21 protein-coding genes and 2 tRNA genes are annotated in these 21,372 nt (G+C 69.9%); 10 read left to right on the forward strand and 13 right to left on the reverse strand.

Annotation, left to right across the window (positions count from 1 at the left end; all coding sequences use genetic code 11):
- The first annotated feature begins 104 nt into the window (after positions 1-104).
- The 5 genes from BLT28_RS33705 (at position 105) to BLT28_RS33725 (ending at position 4,381) form a co-directional block, all read left to right on the forward strand.
- A complete protein-coding gene (locus BLT28_RS33705) occupies positions 105-1,313 on the forward strand; it encodes a PP2C family protein-serine/threonine phosphatase (protein WP_030426615.1) in 1,209 nt (402 codons plus the stop codon).
- On the forward strand, positions 1,310-2,842 hold the full coding sequence (locus BLT28_RS33710) for a sensor histidine kinase (protein WP_043810058.1): 1,533 nt from the start codon (positions 1,310-1,312) through the stop codon (positions 2,840-2,842). Before BLT28_RS33705 ends, BLT28_RS33710 begins: the two co-directional genes overlap by 4 nt.
- Positions 2,835-3,278: a response regulator gene (locus BLT28_RS33715; protein WP_030426613.1), complete on the forward strand. Its 444-nt coding sequence runs from the start codon at positions 2,835-2,837 to the stop codon at positions 3,276-3,278. Before BLT28_RS33710 ends, BLT28_RS33715 begins: the two co-directional genes overlap by 8 nt.
- Positions 3,279-3,293: 15 nt before the next feature.
- Positions 3,294-3,737 (forward strand): SRPBCC family protein, encoded by a 444-nt coding sequence (locus BLT28_RS33720; protein WP_030426612.1) that lies wholly within the window; start codon positions 3,294-3,296, stop codon positions 3,735-3,737.
- An 80-nt stretch (positions 3,738-3,817) separates the two neighbouring features.
- Positions 3,818-4,381 (forward strand): hypothetical protein, encoded by a 564-nt coding sequence (locus BLT28_RS33725; RefSeq protein ID WP_030426611.1) that lies wholly within the window; start codon positions 3,818-3,820, stop codon positions 4,379-4,381.
- Position 4,382: 1 nt separating this feature from the next.
- Here the strand turns inward: BLT28_RS33725 and BLT28_RS33730 are convergent, their stop codons facing one another.
- Positions 4,383-4,724, reverse strand: a complete 342-nt coding sequence (locus tag BLT28_RS33730; RefSeq protein ID WP_030426610.1) for a hypothetical protein — start codon at positions 4,722-4,724, stop codon at positions 4,383-4,385.
- Positions 4,725-4,792: 68 nt separating this feature from the next.
- Positions 4,793-5,356: a cysteine dioxygenase family protein gene (locus BLT28_RS33735; protein ID WP_052406726.1), complete on the reverse strand. Its 564-nt coding sequence runs from the start codon at positions 5,354-5,356 to the stop codon at positions 4,793-4,795.
- 122 nt (positions 5,357-5,478) lie between these two features.
- Between BLT28_RS33735 and BLT28_RS33740 the strand changes: the two genes are divergently transcribed.
- Positions 5,479-6,378 carry a LysR family transcriptional regulator gene (locus tag BLT28_RS33740; protein ID WP_030426608.1) on the forward strand — a complete coding sequence of 300 codons (900 nt, stop codon included), beginning with the start codon at positions 5,479-5,481 and terminating at the stop codon, positions 6,376-6,378.
- Positions 6,379-6,450: 72 nt separating this feature from the next.
- Here the strand turns inward: BLT28_RS33740 and BLT28_RS33745 are convergent, their stop codons facing one another.
- Genes BLT28_RS33745 through BLT28_RS33755 form a run of 3 tightly spaced genes read right to left on the reverse strand, consistent with a single transcriptional unit; the run spans position 6,451 to position 8,562 of the window.
- Positions 6,451-6,780 carry a hypothetical protein gene (locus BLT28_RS33745; protein ID WP_156050385.1) on the reverse strand — a complete coding sequence of 110 codons (330 nt, stop codon included), beginning with the start codon at positions 6,778-6,780 and terminating at the stop codon, positions 6,451-6,453.
- A 7-nt stretch (positions 6,781-6,787) separates the two neighbouring features.
- Positions 6,788-7,447: a response regulator gene (locus tag BLT28_RS33750; RefSeq protein ID WP_030426606.1), complete on the reverse strand. Its 660-nt coding sequence runs from the start codon at positions 7,445-7,447 to the stop codon at positions 6,788-6,790.
- Complete coding sequence (locus BLT28_RS33755; RefSeq protein ID WP_052406725.1) at positions 7,444-8,562, reverse strand: sensor histidine kinase; 1,119 nt, start codon at positions 8,560-8,562, stop codon at positions 7,444-7,446. Before BLT28_RS33755 ends, BLT28_RS33750 begins: the two co-directional genes overlap by 4 nt.
- A 99-nt stretch (positions 8,563-8,661) precedes the next feature.
- On the opposite strand from BLT28_RS33755, the gene BLT28_RS33760 reads away from it, so the two are divergent.
- Positions 8,662-9,810 carry a serine hydrolase domain-containing protein gene (locus tag BLT28_RS33760; RefSeq protein WP_162184775.1) on the forward strand — a complete coding sequence of 383 codons (1,149 nt, stop codon included), beginning with the start codon at positions 8,662-8,664 and terminating at the stop codon, positions 9,808-9,810.
- Positions 9,811-9,857: 47 nt separating this feature from the next.
- Positions 9,858-10,790, forward strand: coding sequence for a TIGR03621 family F420-dependent LLM class oxidoreductase (locus tag BLT28_RS33765; RefSeq protein WP_231950514.1), 933 nt, complete (start codon positions 9,858-9,860; stop codon positions 10,788-10,790).
- 197 nt (positions 10,791-10,987) lie between these two features.
- Here BLT28_RS33765 and BLT28_RS33770 read toward each other — a convergent pair whose 3' ends face one another.
- Positions 10,988-12,205: a class I SAM-dependent methyltransferase gene (locus tag BLT28_RS33770; protein ID WP_030426602.1), complete on the reverse strand. Its 1,218-nt coding sequence runs from the start codon at positions 12,203-12,205 to the stop codon at positions 10,988-10,990.
- A 430-nt stretch (positions 12,206-12,635) separates the two neighbouring features.
- Here BLT28_RS33770 and BLT28_RS33775 point away from each other — a divergent pair, with 430 nt between their 5' ends.
- Positions 12,636-13,124 (forward strand): hypothetical protein, encoded by a 489-nt coding sequence (locus tag BLT28_RS33775; protein ID WP_156050383.1) that lies wholly within the window; start codon positions 12,636-12,638, stop codon positions 13,122-13,124.
- Positions 13,121-14,851 carry a poly(ethylene terephthalate) hydrolase family protein gene (locus BLT28_RS33780; protein WP_052406723.1) on the forward strand — a complete coding sequence of 577 codons (1,731 nt, stop codon included), beginning with the start codon at positions 13,121-13,123 and terminating at the stop codon, positions 14,849-14,851. The genes BLT28_RS33775 and BLT28_RS33780 overlap by 4 nt, the downstream gene beginning before the upstream one ends.
- A gap of 69 nt (positions 14,852-14,920) precedes the next feature.
- On the opposite strand, the gene BLT28_RS33785 is transcribed toward BLT28_RS33780, so the two are convergent.
- The 7 genes from BLT28_RS33785 to BLT28_RS33815 form a co-directional block, all read right to left on the reverse strand.
- Complete coding sequence (locus BLT28_RS33785) at positions 14,921-15,967, reverse strand: L,D-transpeptidase (RefSeq protein WP_043810057.1); 1,047 nt, start codon at positions 15,965-15,967, stop codon at positions 14,921-14,923.
- A gap of 416 nt (positions 15,968-16,383) precedes the next feature.
- Positions 16,384-16,456 (reverse strand) — tRNA-Lys (locus BLT28_RS33790).
- 323 nt (positions 16,457-16,779) lie between these two features.
- Positions 16,780-16,852, reverse strand: a tRNA-His gene (locus tag BLT28_RS33795).
- A gap of 79 nt (positions 16,853-16,931) precedes the next feature.
- The gene (gene orn / locus BLT28_RS33800) at positions 16,932-17,543 is read right to left on the reverse strand and encodes an oligoribonuclease (RefSeq protein WP_030426598.1); all 612 of its coding nucleotides are present in this window, start codon (positions 17,541-17,543) and stop codon (positions 16,932-16,934) included.
- 30 nt (positions 17,544-17,573) lie between these two features.
- Positions 17,574-19,160 (reverse strand): PH domain-containing protein, encoded by a 1,587-nt coding sequence (locus BLT28_RS33805; protein WP_043810056.1) that lies wholly within the window; start codon positions 19,158-19,160, stop codon positions 17,574-17,576.
- Positions 19,157-19,666, reverse strand: coding sequence for a PH domain-containing protein (locus tag BLT28_RS33810; RefSeq protein WP_030426596.1), 510 nt, complete (start codon positions 19,664-19,666; stop codon positions 19,157-19,159). Before BLT28_RS33810 ends, BLT28_RS33805 begins: the two co-directional genes overlap by 4 nt.
- Before the next feature lie 77 nt (positions 19,667-19,743).
- Complete coding sequence (locus BLT28_RS33815; protein ID WP_030426595.1) at positions 19,744-21,369, reverse strand: AMP-binding protein; 1,626 nt, start codon at positions 21,367-21,369, stop codon at positions 19,744-19,746.
- Positions 21,370-21,372 lie beyond the last annotated feature (3 nt).

Here is a 21,372-nt window from a genome sequence, read left to right on the forward strand (position 1 = left end):
GGGTCGGTGGCCGGAGGACGTCCCTCCAGCCGTCAGGGACCCCCGTACGATCGACAGGATCTGTTGCTTGTCCCCGGGCAAGCGACGTGTCCGAGGGAGGCCGGGTGTCGGAACCAGTTCGGCTGGACGAGCGGGACATCCGGGTCCTGCTGGTCGAGGACGATGACGGCGACGCCTTCCTGGTCGAAGAGCACCTGTCGCTGCACGGCAGTCAGATCCGGCTCAACCGGGTGCGCACGCTCGCCGAAGCCGAACGGGAGATCCGCGGCAGGCGGGTCGACTGCGTGCTGCTCGACCTGCAGCTGCCGGACGCGACCGGACTGGACGGCCTGCGCAGGCTGCGGGAGGTCAGGAACGCGGCCAGTGTCGCCTTCATCGTGCTGACCGGGCACGACGACCACCAGCAGGGCGTTGCCGCTGTCGCAACGGGCGCGCAGGACTACCTGATCAAGGGCGACGTGGACGGCAGGCTGCTCGGCAGGGCCATCCGCTACGCGATCGAGCGCCTGCGCGCGGAGGAGACGCAGCGCCAGCTCGACGAGGAACGGCTGCGCGGTGAGGAGAACGCCCGGCTGGAGCGCGGCCTGCTGCCCTCGCCGCTGCTGCGCGACCCGCACACGACCTTCGTCGCCCGCTACCGCGCGGGCGGAGCCACCATGCTCGTCGGTGGTGACTTCTACGATGCGGTGCAGACCGAGGACGGCACCATGCACGTCGTCATCGGCGATGTCTGCGGACACGGCCCTGACGAGGCGGCGGTCGGGGTGTGCCTGCGCATCGCGTGGCGCGCGCTCGTTCTCTCCGGTCAGCCGACCGAGGTGATTCTCCGTACGCTGCAACAGGTTCTGCTCGCCGAGCGGTTGCGGCGCGGGGTGTTCGCGACCATCGCGACGATCTCGGTGAGTCCCGACCAGCAGACCGCGACGATGCACCTGGCCGGGCACCCGGAGCCGCTGCTGATCAGCGGCGGCCGGGCGGTCGCCGTGCCCAGGGACGAGGCGGGGATGCCGCTGGGCATCGATCCGCTGGCGAGCTGGCACCCGATGACCGTGGACCTGCCGCCGGACTGGGCGCTGGTGCTCTACACCGACGGGCTGATCGAGGGCCGCGTAGGGGAAGGACCGGAACGCCTCGGCGTGGAAGGGCTGCACGAGCTGATCCAGTCCCAGATCGGCCAGGACCCGCGCTGGCGCTCGGCCCCGCACGCGCTGCTCGACCACCTCATCGAGCGGACCGAGGCCATGCACGGCCAGCGCCTCACCGACGACGTGGCGGTCCTGCTGCTGATGTCGAACTACCGGCGGCCCCGGTGACCCGATCCCTCGGCCGCTGGCTGCTGGCCGCGGGAGCGTTCCTGTTGGCGTTCGCGGTGACCGCGATCCTGCTGGGCGCCTACGCGATCACCGAGCTGACCGACGCCAGGCGCACCGGTTCCACCTACGTCGAGCCCGCCGCCCGGCTGGCGCAGACGATGACCACCGCGTTCCTGGACCAGGAGACGGGTGTGCGGGGCTACGTGCTCACCGGGCGCCCGGACTTCCTGGAGCCGTACCGGACCGGGGTGCGCGACGCCACCGACGTGCGGACGCGGCTCACCGAGCTGATCAAGAACGGCGGTCAGCTCGAACGCTCCAACCTCGAGGCGATCGACGTGGCGAACCAGGCGTGGGTGAGCGGCTACGTCGAGCCGACCCTGGAGATCGTCCGCACCAGGGGAGCCTCCGGCAACACCGGAAACTCCGCGCGCGGCAAGGTCCTCTTCGACGCGGTCCGCGCGGCGCTCGACCGGCAGACCGAGCACTACGACATCCTGCGCGGGGACTCGCAGCGGCGGGTGGACAACGCCGGGGCCACGCTGATCACCCTCTGCGTCACCGTGGCCGTGCTGCTGGTGCTGGCGATCATCGCGTTGTTCCTCGGCGCCCGGCGGGTCGTGCTGAAGCCGCTCGCCGACCTGCGCGCCGAGGCCCGACGGGTGGCAGGCGGCGACTTCGAACACCAGCTCGCGGTGCACGGCCCGCGCGAGATCCTCGACCTCGGGCACGACGTCGACGAGATGCGCGGCCACATCCTGCGCGAGCTGGGCGCGTTGCAGGAGGCCCACCGCGCCCTCGACGCGCAGGCCCGCGAACTCCAGCGCTCCAACGCCGAGCTGGAGCAGTTCGCCTACGTCGCCTCGCACGACCTCCAGGAGCCGCTGCGCAAGGTCGCCGGGTTCTGCCAGCTGCTGTCGACCAGGTACCGCGGTCAGCTCGACGAGCGGGCGGACCAGTACATCGACTTCGCGGTCGACGGCGCCAAGCGGATGCAGGTGCTGATCAACGACCTGCTGGCGTTCTCCCGGGTCGGCCGGACCAGCGGCGAGGCACGGCCCGTGGCGAGCGCGGACCTCGTCGCGCAGGCCCAGCGGAACCTGGCCGCCGCCATCGAGGACAGCGGCGCCGAGGTCGTCGCCGAGGACCTGCCGACGGTGTGCGGTGAGGCGTCGCTGCTGACCACGGTGTTCCAGAACCTGATGAGCAACGCGATCAAGTTCCGCGGAGAGCAGCCGCCGCGGCTGCGCATCGAGACCCGGCAGGTCGACGGGATGTGGGAGTTCTCCTGCACCGACAACGGCATCGGCATCGAACCGCAGTACGCCGAGCGCATCTTCGTGATCTTCCAGCGGTTGCACCCGAAGGAGGCGTACGCGGGCACTGGCATCGGTCTCGCCCTGTGCCGCAAGATCATCGAGCACCACGGTGGCACCATCCGGCTGGACACCGAGCACCAGGGCGGGTCGCGCTTCGTCTTCACCCTGCCCGCCGTCCCCGAACCGACAACCGAGGGTGGCCATGACTGACCAGAGCCCGATCTCGCCGTTTGACGTCCTGCTCGTCGAGGACGACCCGGGTGACGTGCTGATGACCCAGGAAGCCTTCGAGCTGCACAAGATCCGCAACAACCTGCACGTGGTCTCCGACGGCGTGCAGGCCCTCGCCTTCCTGCGCCGCGAGGGCGCCTACGCGAACGCGCCGCGCCCTGGGCTGGTCCTGCTCGACCTGAACCTGCCGAAGAAGGACGGCCGCGAGGTCCTCGCCGAGATCAAGGCGGACGAGTCGCTGCGCACGATCCCGGTGGTGGTGCTGACCACGTCCGAGGCGGAGGAGGACATCCTGCGCAGCTACGACCTGCACGCCAACGCCTACGTCACCAAGCCGGTCGACTTCCACCGCTTCGTGGAGATCGTCCAGCGCATCGACGACTTCTTCGTCACCGTGGTCAAACTCCCGCGCTGAACCTAGATTGGCGCCATGGCAGCAGACCAGGTCGTCTCCAGAACCGTGGTGATCAACGCCCCGCCCGAGCGTGTCTTCGAGGTGCTGGCCAACCCCTACGAGCACGCCAACTTCGACGGTTCCGGCAGCGTGCGCGGGCAGTTGCACGGACCGCGGCGACTGGAGCTGGGCGCGAAGTTCGGCATGCGGATGCGCATCCTGCTGCCGTACCGGATCGAGAACGAGGTCGTGGAGTTCGAGCCGGACCGACTGATCGCCTGGCGGCACACCGGCCACCACCGCTGGCGGTACCGGCTGGAGCCGACCGGGGACGGCACCAGGGTCACCGAGACCTTCGACTGGGGCACCGCGCGCTCACCGAAGGCGTTGGAGCTGCTCGGATACCCCAAGCGCAACGCGAGGTCGATCGAGCAGACGCTGGCCCGGCTGAAGAAGCTCGTCGAGGAGCGCACCGGCTGAGCTGTTCTGTGATGCCGCCGTGCCCTCCATGATCTCCGCCGACCGGATCATGGGTCACTCCCGCGTTGACAGGGGTGGCCATGAACTGGCGAATACGGGGCGTCATCGCCCTGCTCGTGCTCGTGATGACGACCGCGTGCGGTGCGGACGGAACGGTGAAGCTGGCCCCGCCGTTCCTGCCGATCGCCTTCGGCATCAACAGCAAGGGCGATGTGACCGTTTCCTACGACAAGTCCTTCGTGACACCGCTCGGCCGGATCACCCTCGGTGCCGACCTGCCCGTGGTGGACGAGGCCGAGGGCCATCTGCTGGTGGTCCAGCAGCGCGTGGCGAGCCGGGACGTTCGCGACCTCTACACGCTGCGGATCGAGGGCAACCTCGCCGCCTGCCTGAACGGCCGGTTCCACCTCGGCGTCTCCGGCAACACCATCACTCTGGTGCTGCTGACCCAGGTGAGCAGGTTCTGGCTGGTCGCGGCGACCGACGACCCGCGCAGCGCCTGCCCGCCGGAGCCCGGCATCACCCGCGCCGTGCCGTCCTCTTCGCGCCCCCGGCCGACGACCACGACCTTCCGGCCGACCACGACCTCCCGGCCGCCCGTCACCACGACGAGCCGGTCGCCGTTCGTGACCACGACCCGTTAGGTCACCAGCGCCGGGAACGCAGCGTCCGCACCGACCTGTTCCGCGACAGCGACGGGTGGCTGGACCGGTGTGCGACGGTGGCCGGTCGTTCGGTCCGAGGCAGCAACTCCGGGTCGCGCACCACCCGGATCCGGGTGGTCTCCGGCGCCAGCTCCCAGGCGCGGAGATCGCTCGGGTACGGGTGGAAACCGTGGCACAGCAACGTGTCGCGCAAGGCCCACATGGGCGGCGGGACATCGGGGTCGTGCTCGATCCGGAACTCCAGCTGCTCGCCGACCCGCATCACCCAGTGGGTCTCGGACTTGCGGTGCAACCGCGCCGTCTCGGCGTCAGTCGTGATCATCTGGGGCCTCCGGTTTCCGGCTTCCTCGGCAGGGGGAGCCAACCGGTACTTACCCGGATGGGGGATGATTAATCGCCCGCGAGTGGAAAACCGGTGTGGGCGTGTTCACCAGCGGGTTCGGGGTAGACGCGGTTGATGCTCGTGCCCAGCTTGCCGATGTCGGCGCCGTAGACGTGGATCGACACGGCGAGGCTGTCGCCGTCGTTGCGCACCCGGTGCACGTCGCCCTTGGGCGGCACCAGCCAGCAGACCTCGCCCGGGGCGTTGTGGCTCGTCGAGCGCTGGTGCGGTACTCCGGCCTCGTCCAGCTCGTAACAGATCTCCTCCTCCCGGCCGCGCAGGACGCCGACCACGCACCAGCACACGTGGTCGTGCACGGGCGTCTGCTGACCGGGCAACCACACCAGCGACACGACGGAGAAGCGGGACAGCGGGTCCACGTGCACCACGTGCTGGCGGTAGCCGTCCGGGGCGGGCTCCATGTGCTCCGGCCGCAGGACATCCCCGGAGCCGAGGAGGCCCCGCAGCGCCTCCGCGACCTCCGCCGCCCGTGCTCCGGGACGGGATTCGGCCGCTACCACCAGTTCCAGGTCAAGGACGAACTCGCGCATGCGCTCGGTCAGCATCGTCATCACCCTCCGCGTCCGATCGTGCTGGCGCGGGGACGGGCGGTCCAATCACCGTTGCGCAGGGCTTGCCCAAGCCCTGCTTATGCGTGCCCGCACGGCCTCGACAGGCGTGGTACTGCTGGGAAATGCTCGAGTTACGCCACCTCCGGATGCTGCGGGAGATCGCACGCACCGGCTCGTACTCGGCGGCCGCGGCGAACCTCGGCTACACGCAGCCCGCGATCAGCCAGCAGGTCAAGGCACTGGAGCGGGTCTACGGCACCCCGCTGCTGGTCCGGCTGGGCAGACGGATGCGCTTCACCGAGGCGGGCGCGGAGCTGGTGCGCTCCGCCCAGGTCATCCTCGCCGGGGTCGCCGCGGCCGAGCAACGGGTCGACGCCATCGCCGGGCGCCGCTCGGGCCGGGTGCGCCTGGTGGTCTTCCCCAGCGGCAGCGCGACCCTGGTACCGCCCGCCGCCGCCCAGGTCCGCCGGGAACACCCGGGGATCCGGATGTCCCTGGTCGAGGCGGAGCCGCCGGAGTCGATCGAGCTGGTCCGCTCCGGTGAGTGCGATCTCGCGCTGACCTTCGCCTTCGTCGACGAGCCCGACGCCGCGGGCCTGCTGCGCGTCCGACTGTTCACCGATCCGTTGGTGGCGTTGCTGCCCTCCGGGCACCGCCTCGCCGAGGCCGAGTCGGTGTCGCTGACCGATCTCGCCGAGGAGCAGTGGATCGCGGGCTGCGCCGTCTGCCGTGGTCACCTGGTGCGCATCTGCCAGGCGGCGGGCTTCGATCCGGAGATCACCTTCGCCACCGACGACAACCTCGCCGTGCAGGCGTTGGTGGCGGCCGACCTCGGTGTCGCTGTCGTCCCGGAGCTGATGCTGACCGCCGCGTGGCGCCCGGACACCGTCTCGCGACCGGTGCACCCGGCGATGTGCCGCGAGGTGTTCCTCTACACCTGGCCCGACCTGATGGGCGTGCCGACCGTGCGCACCACCGTGTCCGCGCTCCGCCGCGTCGCCCGCACCGTAGGCGCCCGCTGATCTCCTTGTCCCACACAACGCTTCGCACGCTCGACGCCGAGGCCGGTGGTACTTGAAGACCGCCGGGTGGGATCAGAGGTTGTCGACGAGTTTCACCGCCTCCGTCAGCTCCATGCCGGGGTAGGCCCGTCGCACCTCGCGGACGGTGCGCAGTTGCCCGTCCCGGTCGCGGATCTCCCGGAACCGGGACAGGTCGTGGGTCGCCAGGATGCGCTCGACCGACGTGTGTTCCGCGACGAACCCGGCACGCCGCCGCTTCTTGTCCACAGTGGACACGTAGGCGGAGAAGAGCACCGAGGCGAGCGCGGTGAAGGTCGCGGCCAACGACTGGTTCAGCACCAGCAGCACCAGCACTGCGGCCACCAGCAGCAGATTGATCATCCACAGTAGACGAATCGACATGGGGGCATCATCCTTCCCGGTGCGCTGCCCGCACCAGTCCGGACTCGTAGGCGATGATCACCAGCTGGGCCCGGTCCCGCGCGTGCAGTTTGGCCAGCAACCGGCCGACGTGCGTCTTCACCGTGGCCATGCTCAGGTAGAGCCGCTGGGTGATCTCGGCGTTGGACAGGCCCCTCGCGATCAGGGTCAGCACGTCCAGTTCGCGGTCGGTCACCCCGCACAGCGAGTGCGTCGGCGGCTGCTCCGGGCGGCAGGCGAACTCCGCGACCAGCCTGCGCATCACGCTCGGCGCGATCAGCGCGTCGCCCGCGGCGACCACCTTGACCGCGGCGAGCAGGTCGGCCGGCGGGGTGTCCTTGAGCAGGAAGCCGCTCGCTCCCGCCCGTAGCGCCGCGTAGACGTACTCGTCCAGGTCGAACGTGGTGAGGATGAGCACCCGGGTGCTGCCGGACACGCGGCGGGTGGCCTCGATGCCGTCCAGCTCCGGCATCCGCACGTCCATCAGCACCACGTCGGGCCGCTCCCGGTCGACCAGTTCCACCGCCTCGGCACCGGTGGCCGCCTCGCCGACCACGACCAGCCCGGGATCGCTCTCCACCAGCACCCGGAAACTGCCGCGCACCAACGCCTGGTCGTCGGCGATGAGCACCCGGGTCGGTGCGGTCACGTCGTCTCCCCGCGCCGGTAGGGTAGCAGCGCGCGCACCGCGAAGCCGCCTTCCGGTCGCGGCCCGGCGCTGAACGTCCCGCCGTGGGCCGCCACCCGCTCGCGCATGCCGATCAGCCCGTTGCCCGGTGGCGCGCCACCCGTTGCCCGTTCGCCCTCGTTCACCACCTCCACCCGTGCGTGGTCGTCCGTCAGTTCCACCACCACCCGGCACGCCCGGTCCCCGGCGTGCTTGGCCACGTTGGTCAGCGCCTCCTGCACGATCCGGTACACCGCGAGACCCACCCCGGCCGGTGGGCCACCCGGCCCGCGGATGTCGAGCTCGGCCCGCGTCCCGGACCGGCCGACCAGCCCGGGAAGGCCGGAGATGCCCGGCGCCGGGGTGAGGTCCGCCGCGCCGCCCTCGCGGAGCACCCCCAGCACGCGGCGCATCTCCGCCAGCGCGTCCCTGCTCGTCTCCTCGATCACCCGCATGGCCTTCCGTGCCTCCTCCGGTCTGGTGTCGGTGACGTGGTTGGCCACTCCCGCCTTGATCGCGATCAGGCTCATGCTGTGCGCGACCACGTCGTGCAGCTCGCGGGCGATGCGCAGGCGCTCCTCCGTGATCGCCTGCACCACCGACTGCTCCGCCGAGCGCGCGTCGTGCTCCCGCCGTTCCCTGGCGATCCGGCCGAGCGCCCAGCCCGCGCCGGCCACCGCCCAGGCGACGGTCACCGGTTCGTGGGCCCGCGCACCGATCGCGACGAGGTTGCACACGAGGGGGACCGCCAGTGCCAAACCCAAGGCGGACAAGGATTTCCGCCGTTCCACCGTGTTCGCCACCGTGTACAGCACCGGGCCGAGCACCAGGGCGGGGAGCCAACCGACACCGAGGCTAACCGCGGGCACCGACAAGATCAGTCCGGTGAGCACCGCGGCCGCAGGGACCGGGCGCCGGAGGGCGAGCGGGAGCCCGGCGAGGACGGCGACCGGAACCGTCAGCCACCGGGCGACCCCCGCCCCCCAGACCCCGGCGAGCAGGTTGGCGAGGGCGCCCGCGCCGATCACCACGGCCGCGACCACGTCCAGGGCCAGCAGCTGGCCGGGGCCGAGGCGTCTGCTCAACGGGATGCGCACCGGCCGAAGCTAACCCGGGCCACGCCGGTTGAGGTCATGCCACGGTATGACGTACCCGGGTCCGATCCGCGTCCGCGCCCGCCTCGCCAAGGTGGAGCCATGAGAAGAGCACTCCTGCTGGTGATCGCCCTGGCGATCGCCTTCGTCCTGTCCGGCCAGGCGAACGCCCTGCCGGACAAGGGATACGACCGCGAGCAGTTCCAACGCGACCTCGACATCCGCCACCGCGCGGGCGTCATCGGCGTGCACGGGCGCATCATCACCGGATCGGGGCCGGACATCGTGGCGTCGAGCGGGTTCGCGGACCTGGGCACGCGGCGCCCGGTGGACCCGCGCGGTCACTACCGGATCGCCAGCAACACCAAGACATTCGTGGCGACGGCCGTGCTCCAGCTCGTCGGCGACGGCAGGCTCGGGCTGGACGACACCCTCGAACGGCACCTGCCCGGAGCGGTGCCCGGTGGCGCGGCGATCACCCTGCGCCAGCTGCTCCAGCACACCAGCGGTATCGCCAACTACCACCGCGGCCTGCCGCCCGCGAACGCGGAGAACTTCGAGCGCGACCGGTACCGCCACTACCCGCCCGAGGAACTGGTGCGCATCGCGGTCAGCCTCGGACCCGACTTCCCGCCCGGCACCAAGTGGTCCTACTCCAACACCGGGTACACGCTCATCGGGATGGTCATCGACAAGGTGACCGGCCGGTCGTGGCGGGACCACGTCCGCGAGCGCATCATCGCTCCCTTGCGGCTCAAGGACACCAGCATCCCCGACCGCGACCCCCGGCTGCCCAGGCCGCACGCGAAGGGGTACGTGCAGTGGACGCCGGGCGGCCCGCTGACCGACGCCACCGACCACAGCCCGAGCACGAGCAACTCGGCGGGGGAGATCATCAGCACCAGCAAGGACCTGAGCACCTTCGTCCGTGCGTTGCTGCGGGGTGACGTGCTGCGGCCCGACCTGCTCGCGGAGATGAAGCGGACCGTGCCCTCCGGGGCAGCGGAGTTCGGCGACTACGGGCTCGGCATCGCGCGTGTGGCGTTGTCCTGTGGCGGGGAGTACTGGTCCCACGGCGGGAACGGCGCGGGCTACGTCAGCCGCGAGGCGTTCGCCCCGGACGGTTCTCACGGCGTGGCCATGGGCTTCAGCGGCATCACCGGTCGAACGATGGAGGAGCTGATGTCGCACGGACCCGCGGTGCGGGCACAGCTGGACCGCGTCATGTGTGGATTGCGAAAAATCAACTGAAAGTTCGTACACCTCGCGCTTCGGGAGATGTGCGTCCGGCGGTTACGATGAGCTTTTCCGGCGGCAGTCGTGACCGGCAGGCAGGAGACGACATGAGTGCGCCACGTGCACCGTTTCGGTTCGGCGTTGTTCTGGTGTCCGAGGCGTGTTCCCGGGCGGAGTGGGTGGCCAAGTGCCGTCGCGCGGAAGAACTCGGTTACGACGTCGTCTCTGCCTGTGAGCACGTGAACCTCCCGTCGCCGTTTCCCTCCGTGATCCTCGCGGCGGAAGCGACGGAGCGGCCGAGGATCGGTATCTACGTCCTGAACACCAGTTTCCACAATCCGACGCTGCTGGCCCGGGACGTGGTCACGGTGGACCAGTTCGTGGAAGGCCGGCTCGAACTCGGACTGGGCACCGGCTACGTCGAATGGGAATTCCAGAAGACGGGAATTCCCTTCGGTACCCCCGGCAGTCGGGTGGACCGCCTGGAGACGACGATCGGCGAGTTGCAGCGCCTCCTCTCCGATCCGGAGCACCCGAAGTCGGTGCAGCGGCCGCATCCTCCGATGCTGGTCGGAGGGCATGGCAATCGGGTACTGCGGCTGGCGGCGCGGAACGCGGAGATCGTCAGCTTCGTCGGTGCCCAGTACCGCCCGGAGTACGGCCGGATGGTCATCGCACCTGCCGAGGAAATGGTGGAGCGGGCCGAGTTCGCGCGTCGCGCTGCTGGTTCCCGGGCCGATGAGATCGAATACAACATCCTGTCCAAGGCGACCGTGATCACCAAGGACCGGAGGTCGGCGCTCGATCAGGTCCGTCGTTTCGCGCCGCACCTGGACGACGAACAGATTCTCGGCGCCCCGACGGTGTCGATCGGAACCCCGCAGCAGATCGCGGAACAGCTCCGGGAGAACCGCGAGGTGTACGGGATCAACTACATCACGGTGATGGAACCGGCGATGGAAGCATTCGGCAAAGTGATCGAGGCTATGCGCTAGCCGGTCGCGCGAATGGCCCGGCCGAAGTGGTCGGGCCATTGTTGTCCCAGTGCTGAAAAAGAAACAAGCGCCACGTCGAGGACGCGGCGCCGGAGGAGTTCGCTCGCCTTTCCGGCCGGGGCCGGCCATCCGTTCCGATGGCCGGCCCCGGCTCCGCTGATCGTCGGTGCGGGCGAGTCTCCCGGGGAGGTGGTTGCTTACAGGACGTGGACCTCGGGGACGTAGAGGATCCACTTGCCACCCGCCTCGCGGAACGCCTTCTCCTTCGCCATGATCTCCTCGGCGTGGTTCCAGGCGAACAGCAGCGCGTAGTCCGGGTAGGGGTTGCTGAACGCCTCGGGGCTGCGCACCGGGATGTGCGTGCCCGGGGTGAGGCGGTTCTGCTTCTGCGGCGTGGTGTCGCAGACGAAGGACACGAGGTCGGAGTTCAGCCCGCACAGGTTCGCCACGGTCGCGCTCTTGGCGGTGGCCCCGTAGGCGACGACGGTCTTGCCCTCCTCGCGCAGCTTGGTGAGCAGCGCGACCAGGTCCTCCTTGATCTTGGTGACCTTGGCGCCGAACGCCTCCAGGGTCGGCAGCGTGGCCAGGCCGGCCGCGTTCTCCTCGGCGATCAGCTCGGCGACGGCGGGGCTGGGCTCACGGGCACCGGCACGGGCGATGGTGTAGCGCACCTCGCCGCCGTGCACCGGGTAGCGCTCCACGTCGACGAGGTCGAAGCCGAACCGGCGCGCCATGGCCTGCACCGAACGGGCGGTGAACAGGTAGTAGTGCTCGTCGTAGATCTGGTCGAAGGAGGTCCGCTGGGTGATGTCGCCCAGGTACGGGTCCTCGAAGACGAACACGCCGTTCGGCTTCAGCAGCGCGTCGATGCCGCGGAAGATCGAGTCCATGTACGGGATGTGGCAGATGGTGTTCGCGGCGAAGATGACGTCCGCGTGCCCCTCCTCCTTCGCCACCTCCACCGCGGTGGACTCCTCGAAGAAGGCGGTGCGCACCCGGATTCCCTTGCTGCGCGCCACTTCCCCGACCCCGCCCGAGGGCTCGACGCCCAGGTGCTTCACGCCCGCCTCGGCCGCGGTCTTCAGCATGATGCCGTCGTTGCAGCCGATCTCGACGATGAACGGGTCCGGGCCGGTCAGCTCGGTCTCCAGGAACTTCCGCGCGGTCAGCTCGAAGTGCTTGCGCATCACCGAGGAACCCGAGGAGAAGTACGGGTAGTCCTCGTGGAACATCTTGTCCCTGGGGACCTCCTCCATGAGCTGCACCATGGTGCAGTCCGAGCACAGGCCCACGGCGAGACGGAAGAAGAACTCGCCCTCGAGCTTGTCCGGCTCCAGGAAAGCATCGGAGAGGGGCTGGCGTCCGAAATCATAGAATTCGGTGAGAACGCCGCCGCAGATACGACAATCAGCCATATCGCACAACCTAAGTGGGGGCAAGGGGCAGGCCAACCCCTAACCTCCCCCGGACCCCTAGCCGGGCGCACCCCTATCGCGGACACCCGCGGCCTGAGCAGGGATGATCCACTGTGAACGATCATTGTCCGCGAGGTCGTCGCACCCGTCCGCCGCGGGCTTCCAGGCCATTGTCAATTGCTGTCGCGCATTCCCATCGCGGCGCTTATCCGCGCCGTGGTCGAGTGCATTTCCTGGGTGTCGGTGGACGCGGGGGCTGCCGCGGCGCGACAGGGTACGGCACGCGTGGCGCTACGGCCACGGAACTTCCCGTTGGCGCATAAGGGATTTCGTTGCCGACTCAACCAACCGGGCTTCGGGGTGCGGCGTCATCGCTGTGGATGACCTGCTGCTCCGAAGGAGAACTGTGCGCACATTACGGGGTTCACGTGTGTGGAACGTAAAAGTGGTCGCGGCCGCCGCGTTGGTGGTGGCCACGATCGTCAGCGTGTCCTGGATCAGCGCCCGCGGTCAGGCCGACGCCGAACCGGGCTTCGAGGTTCCACGTGCACCCGTCGCCCAGCAGCCCGCCGGGCGCCAGGCCGTTCCCGTCCCCGACCCGAGCACCGCGGAACAGGTGCGGAGCGCTCCGCAGGGTCGCGTCGTCGCGCGCGGTCAGGCGATGGTCGCCGACGAGATCGCCACGAACACCAACCGGGCCCCGCTGATCCGGCTGACCATCTCCGGTGACTTCCCGGTGCGCTCGCTCGACTACACCGTCCTCGTCGACGGGGAGGCGGTCGGCCGCGGCATTCCCACCGAGGACCTGAAGGCGATCCGCGTCGCGCTGCCGCAGCCGCGTTCCGGTGCCGTCGTGTCCTACCGCTACGGCGACGGGAAGGCCGCTGTTGTCGGCCCGCTCCAGGTGGAGGGCAAGTGAAGCGCTTCGGGTTCTTTGCCGCGACCGCCATCGTCGCGGCCTCGCTGACCGCGGCCGGAGCCGGGATCGCCACCGCGGCGCCGCAGGTGGACCCGCTCGCGCCGGGACCGCACAAGGTCGCAGAGGCGTCCTATCACCTCGGGGACGACGCCCTCCGCCCGGACGCCTTCCCCTGGCCGGTGGAACTCACGGGCCACGTCTACTACCCGGAGAAGCCGGCCGTGTCCGCCTACCCGGTGGTCGTGTTCCTGCACGGCAGGCACGCCACGTGCATGTCCAGCACGGTCCCCACGCCCAGGCTGGCCTGGCCGTGCCCCGCCGGTTACCAGCCCATCCCGAGCCACCGCGGCTACGACTACCTGGGCAGGCAGCTCGCCGGTCACGGGTACGCGGTGATCTCCATCAGCGCCAACGGGATCAACGGCAACGACGCGCTCGACGCCAATTCCGGCCAGCGGGCCCGGGGTGAGCTGGTGCTCAAGCACCTGGACCTGTGGAACGAGTGGCGCACCAAGCCCGGAGGCCCCGTCCCGGTGTCAGTGACCCGGTCCTTCGACTTCGACCGGATCGGGTTGATGGGCCACTCCCGCGGCGGTGAGGGTGTCGTCAACGCCGTGGAGCAGAACGCCTTGCGCGAGAAGCCCTATCGCCTGCGCGCCCTGCTCCCGCTCGCCGCGACGGACTTCGAGCGTCGCATCCCGGTCGGCATCACGATGGCCACGCTCCAGCCGGACTGCGACGGCGACGTCTCCGACCTCCAGGGCGTGCACTACTACGACGACGGCCGTTACTACGTGCGCACCGACCGCGCGACGCGGAACAACGTCACGGTCCTCGGGGCCAACCACAACTTCTTCAACACCAACTGGTCGCCGAGCAGCGGCCTTCCCGGCGCTGTCGACGACTGGCGCGGCGGGCAGGGGGACCCGAACTCCTCCTGCCACCCCAGCAAGGCGACCCGGCTCACCGAGCAGCAGCAGCGCAACGTCGGAATCGCCTACATCAACGGGTTCTTCCGGCACTACCTGGGCGGCGAGAAGGCGCTGGCGCCGCTCTGGCGCGGTGCGGCAGGCCCTCCGGCGTCGGTCGCGCCGGCCACGGTCAACGTCTCCTACCACCCGCCGTCGGCCTCGGGACAGCGCCTGGACGTGAACCGGGAGGACGGCTACCGCGACATCAACACCCTCGGCGGCAAGGTCGTGGCCACCGGCGTGAAGCAGATCGCCTGCGGTGGCCCGAACCCGGGGGAGTTCGCGTCGTGCCTGAGCAAGCCGGGCACGCGGACGTCCGAGCCGCACCGCGGCTGGGGTCGGTCCGGGGTGCTCGCGGCGCGGACCACGTGGGCGGCGACGGGCGGCACCGTCACCAACGAGGTGCCCGCCCCGCACGGTGACGTGGCCAAGTACGCCGCTGTCCAGTTCCGCGCCGGGGTGGACTTCAGTGATCCGGCCAACGCGGCCGGTCAGCCGCAGGACCTGCGGATCGTGCTCACCGACGCCGCGGGCAAGACGGCGTCGGTGAAGGCGTCCGAGCACGGCAAGGCGCTGGCGTACCCGCTGCAGGGCGGCCAGAACGACGTGCTGCCGAGGATGCACCTCAACCAGGTGCGCGTGCCGCTCTCCGCGTTCGCGGGCGTCGACCTCACGAAGATCACGTCGGTGGCGCTCGCCCTCGACGTGAACCCGACCGGAGCTCTCGCCGTCTCCGACCTCGTGTTCACCGACTGACCTTCCACGGCAAGGAAAACGCCGGCGGTGCTCCGTGGAGCGCCACCGGCGTTCTGCTGTGCGGGGGAGTTACGGCTTCCCGCCCTTGAGCCATTCCTCCCACGGGATCTGCCAGTCCCCGAAGCCGTCCCAGGACCGCAGGTCCGGACCGCCGGAGTTGGTGATGATGACGATGTCGCCCTTCTTCACCGTGTCGAAGTACCACTTGGCGTTCTCGGTCGACATGTTGATGCAGCCGTGGCTGACGTTGCGGCGGCCCTGGTCGCGCACGGACCACGGGGCGGCGTGGGTGAACTCGCCGCCGTTGGAGATGCGGACCGCCCAGTTGACCTTGGTGCGGTAGCCGCCCCGGTCCAGCGGCAGGCCGTAGCTCGTGGAGTCCATGATCTTGGTGGGGTGCTTCTCGGTCACCACGTGGATGCCGTTGTTCGACGGGAACTTCGGGCTGCCCAGGGAGACCGGCATCTCCTTGACCACCTGGCCGTTGACCTTGACGACCATCTGGTGCGAGCCGCCGTCGGCCTCGGCGATGACGGAGTCGCCGATGGTGATGGTGGCCTTGCGGTCCTCCTGGCCGTAGATCCCGTTGCCGAGGTCCTTGCCGTAGACCTTCACCTCGACGGTGACCTTGGTTCCCGGCTTCCAGTACTCGCGCGGGCGCCAGTGCACTTCCTTGTCGGAGAACCAGTAGAAGGCGCCCTCGGTCTTCGGCTCCGTGGTGATCTGGATGGCCTTCTGCGCGGCTTCCTTGTTCGGCGGCGCGACGTCGAAGATGAACGCCAGGGGCTGGCCGACGCCCACGGTCTGGCCGTCGAGCGGGTTCATCGACACGAACGCCTGCCTGCGCGGCTTCACCGTGGTGAAGGCGGACTTCGCGCTGACGGGCTTGCCGTCGGTACCGGTGGCGGTGGCGTTGAGCGTGTAGGACTTGTTGTAGCCCAAGGCTTCCGTCGAGGTCCACTTGAGACCGTCCGGCGAGACCTGCCCGGCGACCGGCTTGCCGTCGGCGTTGACCAGGCTCACCTGGCCGAGCTTGCCGTTGGTCGCGGTGACGGTCACCGGCTCGCCGGGCGCGACGCCCTGGGAGCCCTCGGCGGGCACCAGGGCGAGCGTCACGGGGCCGGTGGGGGCCGTCGGCGCGGACCCGCCTCCGCCGGGCTGTTGGCCCCCGGGTGTCCCTTGGCCGCTCTCACCTCCGGTGCAGCCGGAGACGAATGCGGCGACCAGCCCAAGAGTCCCCACCGCGAGCGCGCGGCGTCGCCCCAGTACGACTCGATCTTCCGGGCTTCCTGGCACCAACATCGGCGACCGTCCGTTTCGCTAGTTCCCTCAGGCTGTGCACGATCCAGTCTGCTACACCACCTGGTCGAGGCGAATACCTCCGGGGAGACCACTGGACGTAGTCCGCGTCACCCTCACGTCTCTAGAGACGCAAAAATCAGTCCGCAGGTTGCCCGTCCGGCCTGTCGGGCTGCGGTGTGGTTGTGGGGCAACGAAAAAGCCCCCTTCCGCAAGGAAGAGGGCTTTCGGTGTGCGCCGCCAGGGACTCGAACCCCGAACCCGCTGATTAAGAGTCAGCTGCTCTACCACTTGAGCTAGCGGCGCCTGTTCTGTTGTTGTCCGTTTCGGACGGGAGAAAACTTAGCACAGGGGTTCCCGCGGTTCCCAATCGCCTGGTCAGACCCGGTTTTCTCCCAGAAACCCCAGGACGCCGTCACCCGGCTCCCACGCCCGCCCCAAGTGATCAAAGTTACTTTCACCGGCACCGACCCCGGCGATCCCGCCCCCACCCCTTCGGAACGCGACCACGCCGATTCAGCACCAGTCGCACCGTAGGGGGTTTGGGGGAGTCGCTCCCCCAACGTGGTGGAGGACAACGGGAAAAGGCCCCCCGCACGAAGTGCCGGGGGGCCTTGAACACCATCGAGGGTGAGTGACGGGACTTGAACCCGCGACTTCCTGGACCACAACCAGGTGCTCTACCAGCTGAGCTACACCCACCATACTTCTCACTGCTGATTGCTCGCTGCCGAGGCAGCCGCATAAGCGTAGCGTGCCGCCCCGCAGGAGCGAAATCGGGTTACCCGTTGGCCGGTCCCGCGAGCAGTTCGGCCGCGATGGCCTGGGCTTTCTCGGTGGTGGGGCCGGGCGGGGGGACGAACAGCGCGCGCCGGTAGTAGGCCAGCTCCATGATCGACTCCTGGATGTCGGCGAGGGCGCGGTGGGCCAGGCCCTTGGCGGGCTGGCCGTAGTAGACCTTGGGGTACCAGCGGCGGCACAGCTCCTTGATGGAGGAGACGTCGACCATCCGGTAGTGCAGGTGCTCGTCCAGTTCCCGCATGTCGCGGGCGATGAAGCCGCGGTCGGTGGCGATCGAGTTGCCGGCCAGCGGTGCGGTCCGCTTGTCCGGGACCCATTCCCGCACGTAGTCGAGCACGGCCTGCTGGGCCTGGTCGATCGTCACCGTGGAGCGGCGGACCTCGTCGGTCAGCCCGGACCGGGCGTGCATGTCGCGCACGACGTCCGGCATGGTCTCCAGCACCTTGTCATCGGCGTGGATCACGATGTCCACGCCTTCGCCGAGCACGTTCAGATCGGCGTCTGTCACGAGGGCGGCGATCTCGATGAGAGCGTCTTTGCCCAGGTCGAGGCCGGTCATCTCGCAGTCGATCCACACTAGACGGTCCGTCACGCGGGTGAGCCTATCCCTTACTGTGCGCGTTCAACGGGGCACGCGCTCGAGGAACGGGGTCAGCAGTCCGGGCAGCGCGGTCTCGGCCAGCCGCAGGGCGTCGGCCTCGCCGATGTCCTCCACCGAGTAGGCGCCGGGTTCGGTCTCCGCGCGGCCGGTGCCGGCCCCGGTGGTGGCGTGCAGGGTGACCAGGCCGACGCGGCGCTGGAAGATCGATCTCGTGATCTTCCAGCCGATGATGCCGTGCCGGTGCAGCGCGACGGTCTGCCGGATCAGCGAGCCGGAGCGGCTGACGAGGTAGTCCTGGGTGTGCGCGTGGCCGAGGTTGCGGTAGCGGTCGATGCCGAGCAGCAGCGACAGCGGCAGCAGGCACAGCGCCGCGATCCACGGCCAGTCCGGGAACGACAGGGAGATCCGGAGTCCGCCGAGCACGGCCGCGAGCACCAGGGGAGGCACGGTGGCGCGGAACAGCCTGCGGGCGAGCGCGGCGCGCGGGTGCCGGGTCAGCGGGGCGGTGGTCGGCGATTCGGTGAGCTGCAGCGCCTCGGCGGCGACGCGGTGCGCCTCGGCGCGCGGGGCCTGGGGGAGCAGCATGCCGCTGCCCTCGCCGGTGCCGAGACCGGTGGCGACGGCGCTGCACTTGGCGCCCTTGCCGGAGCGCAGCAGCAGCGGTTCCTCGATCTTGGCGCCGCGCATGCGCTTCTGCTCGATGGACACCGAGCGGACTTCGAGCAGGCCGTAGCGGACCAGCAGGGAGCCGTGCTCCTCCCTGGTCAGCTGGTAGTTCCAGTACAGGATCACGTAGACGGCGATGCCCGCGAGCGTGGAGATCACCAGGCCTGCCGCGACGACCACGGGCACCGTGGTCAGCAGGGGCATCGTGGTGAACCAGTCCACGACCGCCTGGACCGGTCCGATGTGGAACAGGTCCACCTTGATCTGCCGGGCGATCGCCGCGGCGCCGCCGAGCAGCGTGCCGACCGCGATGACGCCGAACAGGGTCAGCGGTGCGAACCTCAGCCACTTCGGGTCCATTGTGGACAGGACGGTGCCCGGACCGTCCCCTTGGCAGGGTTCGGCCGCTTCGGGTGTCTCCTCCTGCCGTGGCGGGGTTTCCCGGCGCAGCAAGGTCAGCCGCAGGCTCTCCGCCTGCTCCTTGGTGATCGCGTTGAGGGTCAGCTCGTCCTCGGTGCCCGAGTCCTGGCGGCCGGTGCCGAGCCGGACCACCGCGAGCCCGACGAGGCGGTGCGGCACCGACGCGGTGAGGTCGACCGTGCGCAGCCGGTCCCGCGCGACCTGGCGGTGCTTCTTGACCAGCCAGCCGGAGTGCAGCTCCACGTGCTTGGCGGTGACCCGGTAGCGGGTGGTCAGCCAGCGCACCATGGCGTAGCCGACCAGGACACCGGAGATGCCCAGCGCGACGGCGGTCTCCCACAGCTCCAGCTCGAACCGCCCGCGCACGACGAGGATCAGCACGAGGACGCCGAGCACGCTGGCGATCTCGTTGAGCGGGTCGGCGATCATCACCCGCGGGTTGAGCCGGTGCCACTCGGTGTCCGGCTCCTCGAGCGGGGGAGCGGCGGGCAGGCCGGCGAAGTCGGTGGGGTGCCGGCTCACGTCGCATCACCCTGGGCGGCCTCAGCGACCACGGTCAGCTCGTCGACCAGGCGGGTCGCGACGTCGAGGTCCAGCCCGGCGATCTCCAGCGGGCCCGCGGCCGACGCGGTCGTGACGACCACAGTGGCCAGGCCGAGCCCCTGCTGCAGCGGGCCGCGCTTCATGTCCACCGTCTGCACCCTGGACACCGGAGCCACCCGCGCGTCCAGCCAGAACCAGCCGGACTGCACGTACACGGCCTGCTCGGTGGTCTCCCACCGGTGCACCCGGTACCGCCAGAACGGCATCACGGCGGAGTGCACCACGCCGAAGACGATCGCCAGCACCAGCAGGGTGGTGGGCCATCCGCCCGTCCAGTCGAACAACAGGCGGGCGGCGACGAGCGCGCCGACCAGCACCGCCCACTCGATCACCGCCTGGATCGCCCACCAGCCGATGGCCTTGCGGCTGACCTGGTTGGCCGGCGGGCGGAGGCGCAGCCGGAGGCGGGGTTCTGCTGTGTTCACGCGCCCACTCTGCCCGACCGGGCCGGTACCCGGCACGGGAAACGCGCCTTTGGTGGGCGCGGGGCAGCGACTTTCGTCTACCCCAGCTCGCGCTTCACCACTTTTCCGGTGGCGTTGCGGGGCAGTTCGTCGAGGAAGGTCACATCCCTGGGAACGCAGAACCGGGTGAGCGTGGCGCGCACGTGCTCGCGCAGCCGTTCGGCGTCGAGCACCGCACCGTCCGCGGCCACCACGTAGGCGGCCAGCCGCTGGCCGAACTCCTCGTCGGGCACCCCGACCACGGCCACCTCGCGGACCCCGGGCAGCGCCGCGAGCACGTCCTCGACCTCACGCGGGTACAGGTTCTCCCCGCCGGAGATGATCATGTCGTCGTCCCGGCCCGCGACGAAGAGCAGGCCGTGCCGGTCGAGGTAGCCGACGTCGCCGGTGGACAGCATCCCGTCGACGACCTCCTTGCCGGAACCGTTGGTGTAGCCGTCGAAGAGCATCTCGTTGGCGACGAAGATCCGCCCGGTCTGCCCGCGCCGCACCGGCCGCCCGTCCTGGTCGAGGATGGCCAGCCGCGTGCCGAGCGGCGGTCTTCCCGCCGTGCCCGGGGCGATCCGCAGCTCCTCGGGGGTGGCGACGGAGATCCACGACGCCTCCGTCGAACCGTAGAAGTTGTGCAGGACCGGACCGAACGCGTCCAGGAACTCGATGGCGAGCTTGCCGGGCAGGACCGAGCCCGTGCACGCCACCGTCCGCAGGGAGGAGGTGTCGTACCGCCGCCGCTCGGCACCGGGCAGCTCCATGATCCGCTGCAACATCACCGGGACGGCGAACATGCTGGTGCAGCGGTGCCTCTCGACGGCGGCGAGCGCGGTCTCGGGCTCGAACCGCCGCCGCAGCACGATCGGCGCGCCGAGCACGAGGCTGATCTGGAACGCGCCGATGCCCCAGCTGTGGAACATCGGCGCGGGGATGAACATCGGCTCGCCCGCGCGCAGCGGGATGCGGGACAGGAACGGGGCGGCGGAGCCCAGCAGTCCCTTGGCGTGCGGGCGCCGCGCGCCCTTCGGGGTTCCGGTGGTGCCGGAGGTCAGCACGATCAGCCGTGAGATCGGCGGCTTGGGGAGGTCGGCGGCGGGGGAGGACGCGATCAGCTGCTCCAGCGTGGTGCTCTTGGTGGGCCCTTCCGTCCACGCGGTCACGCGCTTCACCCCGCGCGGCGCGTTCACCAGCAGCGGCCGGAACTCCGTGTCGGCGACGACGAGGCAGATCTCCTGTTCGCGCAGCACCGCGCTCAGCTGGGACGGGCTCGCACCGGTGTTGAGCAGCACCGCGTGCGCGCCGAGCTTGGACAGCGCGGCCACCGACTCGACGAAGCCGCGGTGGTTGCGGCACAACACACCCACGGACGAACCGGGCCGCACCCCGTGCTGGGCGAAGCCGTGCGCGAGCCTGGTCGTGCGGTCGTCGACCTCCGCCCAGGTCAGCGTGCCCAGCTCATCGATGATCGCGGGGCGGTCGGGGAACAGCGCAGCGCCGGACGCGTAGCCCGCTCCCACGCTGTACTCGTACTTCCGCAACGCCTGGACCGCCTTGATCAGCCGGTCGGGCCGATGCGGTGTCAGCACCCGGCTCCGCGCCAGCACCAGCACGCCCTTGGCCTGGGTCGCGGTGCGCCGTGCGAACTCCTGGGCTGACCGGGTGAACCGCTTCATCGC

It is taken from the genome of Allokutzneria albata (assembly GCF_900103775.1).
Taxonomy (GTDB): Bacteria; Actinomycetota; Actinomycetes; order Mycobacteriales; family Pseudonocardiaceae; genus Allokutzneria; species Allokutzneria albata.